Annotated in this window: 15 protein-coding genes; 7 read left to right on the top strand and 8 right to left on the bottom strand. The window is 46.1% G+C overall.

Translation table 11 applies throughout. From position 1 onward, the window contains the following. Window positions 1-14: 14 nt before the first annotated feature. Window positions 15-728 carry an HAD family hydrolase gene (locus tag NYE72_RS29380; RefSeq protein ID WP_038573759.1) on the top strand — a complete coding sequence of 238 codons (714 nt, stop codon included), beginning with the start codon at window positions 15-17 and terminating at the stop codon, window positions 726-728. Between the two features lie 92 nt (window positions 729-820). On the opposite strand, the gene gdhA is transcribed toward NYE72_RS29380, so the two are convergent. After that, window positions 821-2,206 carry an NADP-specific glutamate dehydrogenase gene (gene gdhA, locus NYE72_RS29375; RefSeq protein ID WP_036682144.1) on the bottom strand — a complete coding sequence of 462 codons (1,386 nt, stop codon included), beginning with the start codon at window positions 2,204-2,206 and terminating at the stop codon, window positions 821-823. 238 nt (window positions 2,207-2,444) lie between these two features. On the opposite strand from gdhA, the gene NYE72_RS29370 reads away from it, so the two are divergent. The 3 genes from NYE72_RS29370 to NYE72_RS29360 all read left to right on the top strand — a co-directional run bounded on the left by NYE72_RS29370 (window position 2,445) and on the right by NYE72_RS29360 (window position 3,532). After that, a complete protein-coding gene (locus tag NYE72_RS29370; protein WP_038573758.1) occupies window positions 2,445-2,723 on the top strand; it encodes a hypothetical protein in 279 nt (92 codons plus the stop codon). A 259-nt stretch (window positions 2,724-2,982) separates the two neighbouring features. After that, complete coding sequence (locus NYE72_RS29365; RefSeq protein ID WP_019914790.1) at window positions 2,983-3,183, top strand: cold-shock protein; 201 nt, start codon at window positions 2,983-2,985, stop codon at window positions 3,181-3,183. 118 nt (window positions 3,184-3,301) lie between these two features. Further along, on the top strand, window positions 3,302-3,532 hold the full coding sequence (locus NYE72_RS29360; protein WP_036682139.1) for a cold-shock protein: 231 nt from the start codon (window positions 3,302-3,304) through the stop codon (window positions 3,530-3,532). 69 nt (window positions 3,533-3,601) lie between these two features. Here the strand turns inward: NYE72_RS29360 and NYE72_RS29355 are convergent, their stop codons facing one another. The 5 genes from NYE72_RS29355 to NYE72_RS29335 form a co-directional block, all read right to left on the bottom strand. After that, a complete protein-coding gene (locus tag NYE72_RS29355) occupies window positions 3,602-4,063 on the bottom strand; it encodes a VOC family protein (protein WP_036682137.1) in 462 nt (153 codons plus the stop codon). Continuing rightward, entirely contained in the window at window positions 4,060-4,623 is a 564-nt protein-coding gene (locus NYE72_RS29350) for an NADPH-dependent FMN reductase (RefSeq protein WP_038573757.1), read from the bottom strand. Before NYE72_RS29350 ends, NYE72_RS29355 begins: the two co-directional genes overlap by 4 nt. Window positions 4,624-4,776: 153 nt before the next feature. Then, entirely contained in the window at window positions 4,777-5,469 is a 693-nt protein-coding gene (locus NYE72_RS29345; RefSeq protein WP_038573755.1) for a response regulator transcription factor, read from the bottom strand. Window positions 5,470-5,485: 16 nt separating this feature from the next. Next, window positions 5,486-7,159 (bottom strand): GAF domain-containing sensor histidine kinase, encoded by a 1,674-nt coding sequence (locus tag NYE72_RS29340; protein ID WP_038573753.1) that lies wholly within the window; start codon window positions 7,157-7,159, stop codon window positions 5,486-5,488. A gap of 152 nt (window positions 7,160-7,311) precedes the next feature. Beyond that, window positions 7,312-8,703 (bottom strand): MATE family efflux transporter, encoded by a 1,392-nt coding sequence (locus NYE72_RS29335; RefSeq protein ID WP_038573751.1) that lies wholly within the window; start codon window positions 8,701-8,703, stop codon window positions 7,312-7,314. 263 nt (window positions 8,704-8,966) lie between these two features. Here NYE72_RS29335 and hxlA point away from each other — a divergent pair, with 263 nt between their 5' ends. The 3 genes from hxlA (at window position 8,967) to NYE72_RS29320 (ending at window position 10,626) form a co-directional block, all read left to right on the top strand. Further along, a complete protein-coding gene (gene hxlA / locus NYE72_RS29330; RefSeq protein ID WP_036682127.1) occupies window positions 8,967-9,599 on the top strand; it encodes a 3-hexulose-6-phosphate synthase in 633 nt (210 codons plus the stop codon). Window positions 9,600-9,606: 7 nt separating this feature from the next. Then, a complete protein-coding gene (hxlB, locus tag NYE72_RS29325) occupies window positions 9,607-10,164 on the top strand; it encodes a 6-phospho-3-hexuloisomerase (protein WP_038573747.1) in 558 nt (185 codons plus the stop codon). Between the two features lie 84 nt (window positions 10,165-10,248). After that, a complete protein-coding gene (locus NYE72_RS29320) occupies window positions 10,249-10,626 on the top strand; it encodes a helix-turn-helix domain-containing protein (RefSeq protein WP_076212601.1) in 378 nt (125 codons plus the stop codon). Window positions 10,627-10,720: 94 nt separating this feature from the next. On the opposite strand, the gene pepT is transcribed toward NYE72_RS29320, so the two are convergent. Both pepT and NYE72_RS29310 read right to left on the bottom strand, forming a co-directional pair. Further along, window positions 10,721-11,953 (bottom strand): peptidase T, encoded by a 1,233-nt coding sequence (gene pepT, locus NYE72_RS29315; protein ID WP_076099720.1) that lies wholly within the window; start codon window positions 11,951-11,953, stop codon window positions 10,721-10,723. A 95-nt stretch (window positions 11,954-12,048) separates the two neighbouring features. Beyond that, a complete protein-coding gene (locus NYE72_RS29310) occupies window positions 12,049-12,702 on the bottom strand; it encodes a sortase (protein WP_051491225.1) in 654 nt (217 codons plus the stop codon). Window positions 12,703-12,725 lie beyond the last annotated feature (23 nt).

Genomic DNA, 12,725 nt, shown 5'->3' with positions numbered 1-12,725 from the left:
AAGGAAGACGGTGGATGTACGAGACTTATATTTTCGACCTGTATGGCACATTGATCGATATTCAGACAGATGAGGAGAAGCCGGAGGTATGGGATCGATTATCACTCCATTTCGGATATCAGGGGATGTCCATAACGGGAAGTGAGCTACAGGCACAATTTCTGCGGGAGAGGGATTTACAGCTCACCAAAGCCGCGCGGAATTGTCAGTATCCAGATTTCGTAATGGAGGATGTGTTTCGTTCTGTGGCCCGTCAATTGGGTGGAGAACCGGATCAAGCGTGGTTACATGAAACGGTTAGATGGCTGCGGACATTATCGATGATCCATATCTCACTTTATGAGGGTGTGCTTGAAATTCTGCAAACATTAAGAGAACGTGGCAAAAAGGTGTTTTTGCTCTCCAATGGCCAGAAAACCTTTATAGAAGCAGAATTAACGATGCTGAATATTCTTCCTTTATTCGATGGCATTGCCATTTCCTCCGAAGCAGGAGTGAGTAAGCCGGATCCGCTATTTTATCGTTATTTAGTTGAGCATTATGGAGCGGATTTGCGTTCGGCCATCATGATCGGGAATGATCCCCGTACGGATATTGCAGGGGCACTAACGATAGGAATAGATTCCTGTTACATTCGTACGGCTTCTTCACCCCCCAATACGACTGTGGAGAGTACTCAATCGATAGGGGACGGGGATTTGCGGAAGATCCCCGGATGGAACGCTTAGATATACAAAAAGTCCCCGTTACCGGATTCTTACTGACCGGTTACGGGGACTTTTGTATGTCGGCGTTCGTGACTAGAGCGCCGGTAATTTATTTAGATTACACCTTCAGCCAGCATAGCGTCGGCCACTTTTTTGAATCCAGCGATGTTCGCTCCTGCAACAAGGTTGCCGGACTGTCCATATTGCTCGGATGCATTTACAGATTGTTCGTAGATGGAAACCATGATTTCATGCAGCTTCGTATCTACTTCTTCAAAGCTCCAGGACAACCGCATGCTGTTTTGTGCCATTTCAAGCGCAGATACAGCTACGCCGCCAGCATTAGCAGCTTTGGCAGGTGCGAATAGCACGCCAGCTTGTTGGAACTGATGAATAGCTTCAAGGGTGGATGGCATATTGGCACCTTCGCCTACTGCTTTTACACCATTCTCAATCAGTTTCAATGCCATGGCTTCATCAATCTCATTCTGAGTAGCACTCGGAAGGGCGATATCACAAGGAATGGTCCAAATTTGCGTGGAATCTTCAGTATACACAGCGTTAGGATGTTCATTCACATATTCACTAATCCGTTTTCTTTCGACTTCTTTCAGGCGGCGGACAGTTTCGAGGTTAATCCCATTTTCGTCATAGATATATCCGGCGGAATCACTACAAGCTACGACTTTAGCGCCTAGCTGTACAGCTTTTTCGATCGCATAGATCGCTACGTTACCAGAACCGGAAACAACAACGCGGCTTCCTTCAAAAGAAAGGCCTTTTGCTTTCAGCATCTCGTTTACGAAATAAACTGTACCGTAACCAGTAGCCTCTGTCCGAGCCTGACTTCCGCCGTAACCAATACCTTTACCAGTCAATACGCCAGCCGGATATCCTCCGCGGATCCGCTTGTATTGTCCGTACATGTAGCCGATCTCACGACCACCTACACCGATATCTCCTGCAGGAACGTCTTGGTCAGGACCGATGTAATTTTGCAATTCAGTCATGAAGCTTTGTGCAAAACGCATGATTTCGCCTTCGGATTTACCTTTAGGATCAAAGTCGGATCCGCCTTTACCTCCGCCGATGTGTTGGCCGGTAAGAGCATTTTTGAAGATTTGCTCGAAACCAAGGAATTTGATAATACTAGCATTAACGGATGGGTGAAAACGAAGTCCACCTTTGTAAGGTCCAATTGCACTGCTGAACTGTACACGATATCCACGGTTAACTCTGACCTTACCTTGATCGTCTGTCCAAGGAACACGGAACATAATCAAACGTTCTGGCTCAACCAATCTTTCCAGAATGGCATTTTCCTGATACTTAGGTTCAGCAGCGAGGATTGGAAGCAAAGATTCAAGGATTTCCTTTACGGCCTGATGAAATTCGGGCTCAAAAGGATTACGCGCAACAACCTGTGCGTATACGTCTTCGATATAACGATGTGCCTTGTTGCTGTTTGTGTCTAATTGCTGGGTAGATACAGAGCTCATGAATTCAACCGCCTTTTCTAGTATTCATTTGGTCCAACACTTTTTTTATATTTTGGCACAAGTCAATGTTCCTCACAACTGTTTTTATTAAATAACTTACTTCAAGTGGAACGTTATAGACGCTGGGATGATAAGAAAAGTGTGAATAAACCGCGGTATACTTCGCGTAATGACGCGTTAAAGCGCGAAATATGCTACAATGATTGTGTAATAATTGTAAGGAGATGAAATTTAAAAAATGAGTGACAAAGTAAATGAGCAGGAGCTAGTAAATGTATTATCTGCCAAAACCAAAGTGGATCCGCAAATCATCCGCTTAGTATTGAAGCATGAACAGACCTTTATCAATAAGGCCAAGGCGAACGCCAAGGGTGAGGTAGACATCGACAGCGATGATCTGGTCGACTATGTCACTGCCCAACGTGATGTGAAGCTGGATGAAATCACAGTAGAGACCATTCTTGATGCAGAAATGGATTACTTGATGGATAAAGGATTGGCAGGTTATATCGACTAACATGGGTGTTCGTCCGGCTCGGCTGCTGCTGTTTATAGGCAATAAGAGCCGGAGTGAAAATTAAATAGGCATACGCATTGCTTTTAGTGATTTAGTGTGGTACAATGAAATCAATCATAAATTTAACCCTTAATTCACATATTGTAAAAGGTTATCATTTGTGCGTATGAGTCCTTTTCCAATGTGTGAATTTTTATTTGTTCGTACACTACGTAGGAATAAAAGGACATGTGTTAAATAAAATATTGGAGGTAATATCATGCAAACAGGTACAGTGAAATGGTTTAACGCAGACAAAGGATTCGGTTTTATCGAGGTTGAAGGTGGAAGCGACGTATTCGTACACTTCTCCGCAATCACAGGCGACGGATTTAAATCTTTGGACGAAGGCCAACGCGTTGAGTTCAACGTAACTCAAGGCGCTCGTGGACCACAAGCCGAAAACGTTGTAAAACTGTAGTTTAAAAATCAGGCTGCCCTTAACACAAGTTGAGGGCAGCTTTTTTTATTTTCATAGTATGAATCTGCCCCTAATAGGGTAGCGATATCGTCTCGATTCGATCCAAGGAGGGGTACTTATGTATTTTCGTAAAAAAGCACTGGAGGAACTTCCGCAAGAAGACACAGCAATTTGGTCCTGTACCAAGGAAGGTTGCACAGGTTGGATGCGCGATAATTTCGCCTTTCAATATGTACCTACCTGCTGGCAATGCAACTCTCCCATGACTAGAAGTATGAAGATACTGCCAACGCTTGTGAATACGAATGCAGACATGAAGGCCATGAAGAAGGGCATTTCGATTAAGTAATCGAAGAAGCTAATATACTCAAACAGCTGGACCCTTGGACGGGAGCAGCTGTTTTTTTGTTTGAGTATTTTATTTACTGTGCAGTAATTTCTCCCATTCCGTTAAGGTTATGTTCTCTGAAATAGGCTTCAGATGTTCAGGGACCTCTACGTGGCACATAAATTCCAAGCTGTTGCCGTCAGGGTCGTTGAAGTAGACAGAAGCATTTCCTTGATAAGCCCGGATAAAAGGCTCAACAGAAGTCCGGTTGCGGAACGGAACAGCCTCTACCCCAATCGATTCCAGCCATTGCAGTGATTGCTTCAAGTCCTCGTAAGTGACACGGAAGGCAATATGCCGCAAGGACGGGTGGTATGGGGTTTGAACCTCCTGGCCTTCCCAAAGACCAATCCAGCTCCGACCTTCCTCGATCCAGAAGAATACAGTTTCTTCATCCCGCCAAGCCATTTTCAGACCTAATTTCTCATAAAATTCGATGGATACTTCAAGATTGCTTACTGGTAAATGTGCTTCATATAGTCCTTTGATCATTGGATAGCACCTGCCGATCTGTCGATTTTGCGGGCTAAATTCAGGAATGCTTCTAATACTAGGTGAATGCGATCTTCGATTTCTTGCCCACCCTCGTATCCGTCGTACCCGACCTCGAACCGCTTGCGTTGCAGTCCGCCGATGGAGATCCAGTCTGGTGTATTAATACCGTGCAGGTTACGTACGATGGCTTGCAATTGAAGTAATGAGCTTATCCCTACCGCTCCCCCGGCTGAACTGGCGGATAACACAACTTTACCGTTGAAATGCGCCTGGCCTAGATGATCAATCGCATTTTTTAATACGCCACTTACCGAGCCGTGATATTCCGGAGTAACCAAGATTACTGCATCCGCTGCTAACATCTCTTGTTTAAGCTCGTTTAAATGTTCATGCTCTGTGTAAATCTCGTCTGGTGAATAAAAGGGAAGTGGGCGTTTGTAGAGGTCAAACATGGTAACCTTTTCCCCATGCTGACTAATGAAATGGGCAGCATGTTCTGCCAGCTTCGTGCTGGTTGCTTCTTTTCGATTACTGCCTGTCAGGATCATCACTTTCATCTGTATCCACTCCTATGTGAGGTCAATTGCTATAAACCAATGATAGTTGAATCGGCCTCTGTTAACATCAGCACATGGAATGAACATACATAATAAAAACGCTCAGCCATTGTGCTGAGCGTCTAAGACTAAAGTTGTAGAGGAGTTTTGATTCTAGGCGTTATAGCCGCCTTTCAATGCGAAAATGGCAGCCTGAGTCCGATCCGCTAAGTTTAGCTTTCCGAGAACGTGGCTGACATGGGTCTTAACGGTTTTTTCGGTGATGACCAGCTTGCTGGCAATCTCTTTGTTACTCATACCGAGCGCAATCAGGTCTAATACTTCTTGCTCGCGTGGAGTAAGAAGCTCTAATCCGGTGATCGCAGCAGGTGTTGCGTTTGGGTCGTTCGGATCGGAAGCATTAAGTTCCAATTGCTCTAGTGTAGAGGTCGCCATTAGATTCATCAGTTGGCTGGCAGCCTCGGAATGTAGCTCCACTTGCCCGTTATGTACCTTGCGGATCGCAACTACCAGCGCTTCTGGTTCTATATCTTTAAGCAAATAGCCTTTGATTCCTACGCGGATAGCCGGGAGCACATGATCCTGATCCGAAAAGGAGGTCAATACAATGACCTTGACCTGCGGGTGGGAGATCCTCAGTGCTTGAGCGGTCTCAATGCCGTCCATAATGGGCATATGCAAATCCATTAATATGACATCCGGGTTCAATTCAGCTGTTTTTTCCAGTGCCTCGCGGCCGTTGGAGGCCTCCCCAATAACCTTGATATCGGGTTGTGTGGAGAGAAATACTTGCAGCCCACGGCGTACCATTGCATGGTCGTCTACTAATAATAAGTTTATCGTCATTTATAATCACCCGACTTCATGTAGATTGGATGGGCAGAGGTATGATTGCCTCAACCGTTGTGCCTTGATTTTCCACACTGTGGATATGAATACGACCGGAGAGAGCTTCTGCTCTTTCCTTCATAATATGCAGTCCAAGAGATTCATTAGTGTCTGTGTTAGAACGCCGTTTGGCCCCGCCTTTACCTTGGTCGGCAACGCTCAGTACCACCTCGGCTGCATTCAGATGCAGAGATACCTGCGCTTTAGAGGTTTCGGAATGCTTTCGTACATTATTGAGCGCTTCTTGGCCAATGCGCCACAGCCCTTCCTCCACATTGCGGGGAAGTTCGTGAACACCGCTCCGTTGCGTCTGTATCAGCAGCCCTAGCTGCTGGCCATGAGCCTGCAGCGCAGTCAATAAACCGGCTTCCAGTCCGGCAGGCCGAAGCTGCATAATTAATGCACGCATTTCTTTGAGTGCTGACTGGGATAAAGCTTGAATATCGCGGACAGCTTCAGTAGCAGGATGGGAGATATGCTCCTGCTTCAGCATGCTTTCCACGCCTTTGGCGGTCATTGAGAGGGAGAAGAGGATCTGGTTCACGGAGTCGTGCAGGTCACGGGCCAGACGATTCCGCTCGTCAAGACGCGCAATTTCGCGGCGTTTCTCTCCAAGCTGAGCACTTTCCAATGTAGCGGAAATATGTTCAGCGACAGCCTCAAGCACCTCTCCATCCGCAGTTGCGGAAGCTAGTGCTTTGGGTGAGGTGATCAGTAGAATTCCTGCACCTTGTGCGGCAATCTGCCGAAAGGGCACAGCGAGCATCACAACACGCTCCGCAACAGGTTGTTCAGAACAGCAGGACTTCTTAATTTCCTGCTCTTCATCAGGGGTTAATGTCGCAAAGCGTTGTCCTTTTGCGATATCTCCTAGACGTACTTTAAAAGAATCCGAGAGCTGGAAGGGGGCTGTTTCCGGCGTTATATTAGCCGCATAGGCAGCATGGACTTCGAATTGTCCCTCATGCTGCCCGATAATCGCTGCAAAGGGCCAATCGAAATAGTCGCCAATCAGGGCGGCGCTTTTCTCGATTAGAATACTGGGCGAGATACATTGGTTGGCGGTTAGATTTAAAGCTGCGCTGAATTCGCCTAATTTGGCGTACAGATTCGCGCGGCGCTGCTCGGTGCTATATAACTGCATCCGTTCAATAGCACTGCCAATTTGCAAAGCCACGGATTGCAGCAGAGCCAGCTCGCTGTCGGCGTAATGTGCTTTGCCTGGTGCAGCCACATTCATAAGTCCCAAGTAACGCTCACCTGAATGCAGCGGGACGGTAGCGTGGTGGGTGATCCCCAGCGTGTCGCCCCAGTTATACTGCCTGGCGTTACTGAGCCGCTTGCAGCTTAGAATGTTGACGGCATGCTCGAGCCGATCATCCCATAGGCGGCTTAGGCACCAGCAGCTTCCGCACTGCATTGGTTGTTTATTGTCGCGTTGTAGTGCAGGTGGCAGACCTCGATCAGCGGCACACTCATATTCCATGTATTCTTCGCTCAGGAAGATCCAGCCTGCAGTGTTTCCGGTTAACTCAAGTAGCTTGCCCATGACTGTATCGAGCATGGGTCTCAGCTCATTGGAACTGTTCAAAGTCTCCGCAATCGTTTTGAGCGTCAGTAACTCATGAATTCCGGTTTCCTCCGGCATGAAGCTCTCTCCTTTAGCTTTGTTAATTATGTTCTATCTATTGTAACGTAGAATGGTTCATTCATTCTCAAATTTTATGTAATGTTGGCGTAAATAAAAAAGAAGGTTCCTTAAGATCTGATATGACCTTAAAGAACCTCTGAGTATACATGTTAATTTACAGCTGCGGGAGTAGCGGAAGGCGTACAGTGTTCTGGAGCTTCGTGTTCAATAAGTCCATGTTTCTCCCAAGCTCGGCTTTTCCAACGGAAATACATAATGACGGCTCTCACCCACTCGTCCACCGCAGTGGCAATCCACACGCCGGCTAACCCGAGATCAAGTTGGAACACCAGGAAATAACCAAGAGGTAAGCTCATGCAGACCATAGAGATCAGTCCCATATATACAGGGAATTTGGCATCGCCCGAGGCGCGTAAAGAGTTAATGATAACCAGATTGGTTGTGCGCCCAGTTTCCAGGAAGAAGCTAAGCAATATGACCTGCGCCCCCATCCTAATGATGTTCTCATTGTCTGTGAAAAGCCCGAATAGCGGTACCCGGAAGAAAATCACCACAGCATCTATTATTACGGTAACCAGCAGCGCCCACTTTACACTGGTGAATACACGCTTATAGGCTTCATCAGGGCGTCTAGCTCCCACGAGATGTCCTACAACGATGGAAGTTCCCATAGAGACAGCTACACTGAATAAATAAATATAATTGGAAATATTAAGCGCGTACTGGCGAGTAGCCATAGCTTCAGCGCCTAAATAAGTAATATAGAGTGTGAATACAAGCTGGCATGATTGATAAGTGATGGATTCAAAAGCGGACGGGATGCCGATTTTGAGAATTTGCAGCACGTATTTTTTAGAAAGATGAATGTAATAGGTTACTTTCACCCGTACCTCCATCACTCTGTAGAGCAGCAGGAAGAAAAGGATCAGGCAGATAAATCGACTCATCACTGTTGAGATAGCCGCACCCTCCACACCTAACGCCGGAAGTCCGAAATGACCATAAATGAGCAGGTAGTTGCCCACCACGTGAATAATGTTCATCAGCAAGGATACGACCATCGTCTGTTTGGTGAAACCGTGAGTACGGATAGTAGTCGCCAGAGCATTGATTAATGCTTGCAGAAAAATACCGCCACCAACAATATTCATATAGGCTTTGGCGTAAATGAGGATATCCCCTTTTACATTCAGCGCAGTCAGTAGCGTCCCTCCGAATATCAGCAAAAACGTACTTAGAAGAATGCCGACTAACAGGTTTAGGGTAATGGCATTGCCGGTCACTTGAGCGGCTTCCAGAGGTTTTTTGGAACCGAGATATTGGGAGACCACAATAGCTGCACCGTTACCAATTACACTGAGGACTAAAATTGCTATCGCAATGATCTGATTCGCTGCGCCGACACCAGACACGGCATCGTCGGACACTGAACTGATCATAAAAGTATCCACACTACCCATGAGCATAAAGAGGAATAGCTCGAGGAAAATCGGCCAGGTCAGTTTGACCAGGTTGAATTCCTGGTGATTATTTTGCTTCATTGTGCACCTTCTTATATTATGATGTACTTCCTAAAATTTCATAAACAAACTGTAATATTAGCACAGCTTTCATGGAAATGCAGTATTTTTACAGAAAAATGACAAAACGTTTTTAATTTAGGTCGAAAAGAGCCCTTTAACCGCGCATTAGTATCCTCCAGGTAACTACATCACAATAAAGTGCCTACTTCCCTAGAGGGATGTAAGGAACTACAATTTGTACATGACTTACTAAAATATATTAATGAGGAGTGCAAATAAATATGAAATTACAATTAGCGTTGGATTTAGTGGACATTGCGGGAGCGAAAGAGGTTGTCTCAAAAGTTGCCGAATTTATAGATATCGTTGAAATTGGAACACCTATCGTTATAAATGAAGGTTTGCATGCAGTGAAAGCAATTAAAGAGGCTTTTCCTGCTTTGACTGTGTTGGCAGATTTGAAAATCATGGACGCAGGTGGATATGAAGTGATGAAGGCCGTGGAAGCGGGCGCGGATATCGTTACTGTACTTGGTGTTTCTGATGATTCTACCATTAGAGGTGCAGTGGAGGAAGCGAAGAAAACCAATAAAGAGATTCTAGTTGATCTGATCAATGTGAAGGATATCCAAACAAGAGCGGCTGAAGTAGACGCACTTGGCGTAGACTATATCTGTGTGCACTCTGGATATGACCATCAAGCGGAAGGTAAAAATTCTTTTGCAGATTTAAATGCGATTAAGAGTGTGGTTAAGCAGGCAAAAACAGCTATCGCTGGAGGGATCAAGCTAAGCACACTTCCAGAAGTGATCGCCGCGAACCCTGATCTTGTCATCGTTGGCGGAGGCATCACAGGTGAAGCGGATCAAAAGGCTGCCGCAGCAGAAATGAAACGTCTAGTTAGTCAGGCTTAAGATTACAATGGATACAATGAAATACGCACAGCGCATTATAGAGGAGCTCCAGCGCTCCATATCTCAGCTTGATGAAGAAGAGACTGAGCGAATGGCTGAGCTGCTGCTTCAGTCCAACAAGATCTTCGTGGCTGGAGCGGGCAGATCTGGATTGATGGGACGGGCCTTTGCTATGCGGTTAATGCATGTTGGTAAAGAGGCTTATGTTGTAGGCGAAACGGTGACTCCGGGGATTGAACAGGGGGATGTGTTAGTCCTCGGTTCCGGTTCCGGTGAGACGAAAGGGTTGATCTCTATGGCTGAGAAAGCCAAAGGGGTGGGTGCAGAAGTTGTTGCCGTTACCATTGCGCCGGATTCGACGGTTGGACGTTTAGCGGGCTACACAGTGAAGCTGCCGGGATCTCCAAAAGATCCGGCCAGTGGAAGCTACAGCACGATCCAGCCGATGGCTTCTTTATTCGAACAGACGATGTTGGTCTTTTATGATGCTATTATTCTGCGAATGATGGAGAAGACGGGGCAGACGAATCAGCAAATGTTCGGCAAGCATGCTAATTTAGAGTGAACGTACAGAAACGAATGCCTTCCTATAAGGAGGTTATTCGTTTTTGTGTTAGTATGATAACAGGAGAGAGGAGGCACTTTAGGAATGGCAACCGAGATTAAAGATCGCATAAACTTGAAGGAAATTAACTGTGAGAAGGAATTAACGCTTGCGGTGATCGGAGGGAAATGGAAGCTGATTATCCTCTGGCATCTTGGGCTTGAAGGGACAAAGCGGTTCAGCGAGCTGAAAAAGCTAATTCCTCATATCACGCAAAAAATGTTGACCAATCAGCTTCGCGAGCTTGAAGAAGACCAGTTGGTTCTAAGAAAAGTGTACGCTGAGGTTCCACCAAAAGTAGAGTATTCCCTGACTTCATACGGCCAAAGTCTGCTTCCCGTCCTTCGATTGATGTACGATTGGGGTAAGAATTACGGAGAAAACGTGATCTGGAAGGACGCGCCGCCGGAAGAAAGATGCTAATCGAATAGTCTAAGAACATTAATAATCCCTGAGAGGTCTGGATCGGCCTCTACAGGGATTTTTGGTGTTTTAAAGGAGTGATGCGGATAATGCTTTAGGCTTTCTGTTCGAATAGCTTAGCAATCTCCACGATAACATTTACCGCTTTTACCATATTGTCCGCAGACGCATATTCGAATTTGCCATGGAAATTCTCGCCTCCGGTGAAAATATTAGGTGTCGGCAAGCCCATGTAGGAAAGCTGCGAGCCATCTGTACCTCCGCGAATCGGGCGGATGATCGGTGTGATGTTAAGGTTCTCCATCGCCTCATGGGCAATATCGACGATATGACGCACAGGCTCGATTTTTTCGCGCATATTGTAATATTGGTCCTTCATTTCAAGCACGATGTTCTCTTCGCCATGGATGCTTTTGAATTCTTCTACGACAGCTGAGAGATAAGCTTTACGTGCCTCGAATTTCTCACGGTCAAAGTCGCGGATGATATATTGCAGCTTGCTGAATTCAGGTGTGCCTTCTATAGAGCTTAGGTGATAAAAGCCATCATAACCGTCTGTATATTCGGGCGCTTCCTCAGCAGGGAGTCTGAGATGAAGTGCCATGGCGATTTTGGCGGAATGAATCATCTTTCCTTTTGCAGTACCAGGGTGAACATTAACGCCGTAGACTGAGATTTTAGCAGACGCAGCATTAAAGCTTTCATACTCTAATTCTCCGAGTGGACCTCCGTCTACAGTGTAAGCATAGGAAGCATTAAAAGCGGCTACGTCAAATTTATGAGGCCCGCGGCCGATTTCTTCGTCTGGTGTGAAGGCAACTCTAATCTTGCCGTGTTTGATTTCTGGATGTTGAATGAGGTAATGCATGGCGGTCATAATCTCAGCAATACCGGCTTTATTATCTGCGCCAAGCAGGGTCGTGCCATCAGTTGTAATTAAGGTGTGGCCTTTGTATTCCGCCAGCTCCGGAAAGCTCGCTGTGGACAATACAACATTCAGCTCTTTATTCAAAAGAATATCTTGACCATCATAGTTCTCGATAATCTGTGGCTTCACATTCGTTCCGGTAAAATCAGTCGCCGTATCCAAATGGGCTAAAAAACCAATGGTCGGAACATCCTTGTCCGTATTCGCAGGGAGTGTCGCCATAACATAGCCATGCTCGTCCACCTGGACTTCCTCCATACCGATTTCCTTAAGCTCTTCAACCAGCTTGTGGGCCAGAACCATCTGTCCCGGAGTGGATGGGCAAGTCTCATTATCTTCATTCGATTGGGTATCCATTTGTGCATACGAAATAAACCGTTCTACAACCTCTTTCTTCACCTTGGGTCATCTCCTCTTTACTATTGTATATATATAGTATCACTTTCCATATAAGGTCTCATCCCTGAGGAAGAAGATTGAGGTAATATTTAGGTTTAATGCGGTAATATTTCTTGTTTCACTAACTTCGCTGAAAGTAAATAACGGTCCGGTGCAGATCCCACATATGAAAAGGGATAACAGGTAATCAACGTGAGGATGGCCTTATCACTTGGCTTTATAGCACCACGTTCGTCCCCGTCAACAATTGTGCTGCCTGTTACTTCATAGGTAAAAGTCCCGTCCGTACTTTCCAGCTCGATAAGATCTCCAGCCACGAGTTCTCCCAGATTACGGAACACTGTATCGCGGTGGCCTGCGAGCACACTATTGCCGGTGGCACCGATAGCTGCGCTGCCTTTATAATGTCCGGCTCCCTTTTTTAGCTCGGGGCTTTCCGTGCCTTCTAGCACTGCGATCTTTTTGTTTAATTTGGGGAAACGAATCTCTCCTATGATTTCACCTTCTGTATAGGAATGAGCGGGGGGCGGCTGTTCCTTGGCTGAACTGACCATTCCCAAGGGAAGAGGGGTTTCTTCGGCAGAACGGGAGTGGGCGACTGTTTCCTCCCTCTTTTTTGCCCAATCATTTAAAGCCTGTTTAGCTTCGATCGGTGCTTTGACCACCTGTACAACCGAGTAAATCAACACAACTAAAGAGAGTATGAAGATTAGCTTCACGGCTAGCAAGACACCATTACGCTCCTTCATACTCTCTCACCTCCAGACTTATG

Source organism: Paenibacillus sp. FSL L8-0333 (genome assembly GCF_037965665.1).
Classification (GTDB): Bacteria; Bacillota; Bacilli; order Paenibacillales; family Paenibacillaceae; genus Paenibacillus_AQ; species Paenibacillus_AQ odorifer.
Note: the sequence above shows the minus strand (reverse complement) of the source record. Positions and strands in the feature narration are given on the sequence as shown.

Excerpts from the sequence above, each read along its gene's own strand:
- NYE72_RS29380 (WP_038573759.1), top strand. The coding sequence starts at position 15 with ATGTACGAGACTTATATTTTCGACCTGTATGGCACATTGATCGATATT.
- gdhA (WP_036682144.1), bottom strand. The coding sequence starts at position 2,206 with ATGAGCTCTGTATCTACCCAGCAATTAGACACAAACAGCAACAAGGCA.
- NYE72_RS29370 (WP_038573758.1), top strand. The coding sequence starts at position 2,445 with ATGAGTGACAAAGTAAATGAGCAGGAGCTAGTAAATGTATTATCTGCC.
- NYE72_RS29365 (WP_019914790.1), top strand. The coding sequence starts at position 2,983 with ATGCAAACAGGTACAGTGAAATGGTTTAACGCAGACAAAGGATTCGGT.
- NYE72_RS29360 (WP_036682139.1), top strand. The coding sequence starts at position 3,302 with ATGTATTTTCGTAAAAAAGCACTGGAGGAACTTCCGCAAGAAGACACA.
- NYE72_RS29355 (WP_036682137.1), bottom strand. The coding sequence starts at position 4,063 with ATGATCAAAGGACTATATGAAGCACATTTACCAGTAAGCAATCTTGAA.
- NYE72_RS29350 (WP_038573757.1), bottom strand. The coding sequence starts at position 4,623 with ATGAAAGTGATGATCCTGACAGGCAGTAATCGAAAAGAAGCAACCAGC.
- NYE72_RS29345 (WP_038573755.1), bottom strand. The coding sequence starts at position 5,469 with ATGACGATAAACTTATTATTAGTAGACGACCATGCAATGGTACGCCGT.
- NYE72_RS29340 (WP_038573753.1), bottom strand. The coding sequence starts at position 7,159 with ATGCCGGAGGAAACCGGAATTCATGAGTTACTGACGCTCAAAACGATT.
- NYE72_RS29335 (WP_038573751.1), bottom strand. The coding sequence starts at position 8,703 with ATGAAGCAAAATAATCACCAGGAATTCAACCTGGTCAAACTGACCTGG.
- hxlA (WP_036682127.1), top strand. The coding sequence starts at position 8,967 with ATGAAATTACAATTAGCGTTGGATTTAGTGGACATTGCGGGAGCGAAA.
- hxlB (WP_038573747.1), top strand. The coding sequence starts at position 9,607 with ATGGATACAATGAAATACGCACAGCGCATTATAGAGGAGCTCCAGCGC.
- NYE72_RS29320 (WP_076212601.1), top strand. The coding sequence starts at position 10,249 with ATGGCAACCGAGATTAAAGATCGCATAAACTTGAAGGAAATTAACTGT.
- NYE72_RS29310 (WP_051491225.1), bottom strand. The coding sequence starts at position 12,702 with ATGAAGGAGCGTAATGGTGTCTTGCTAGCCGTGAAGCTAATCTTCATA.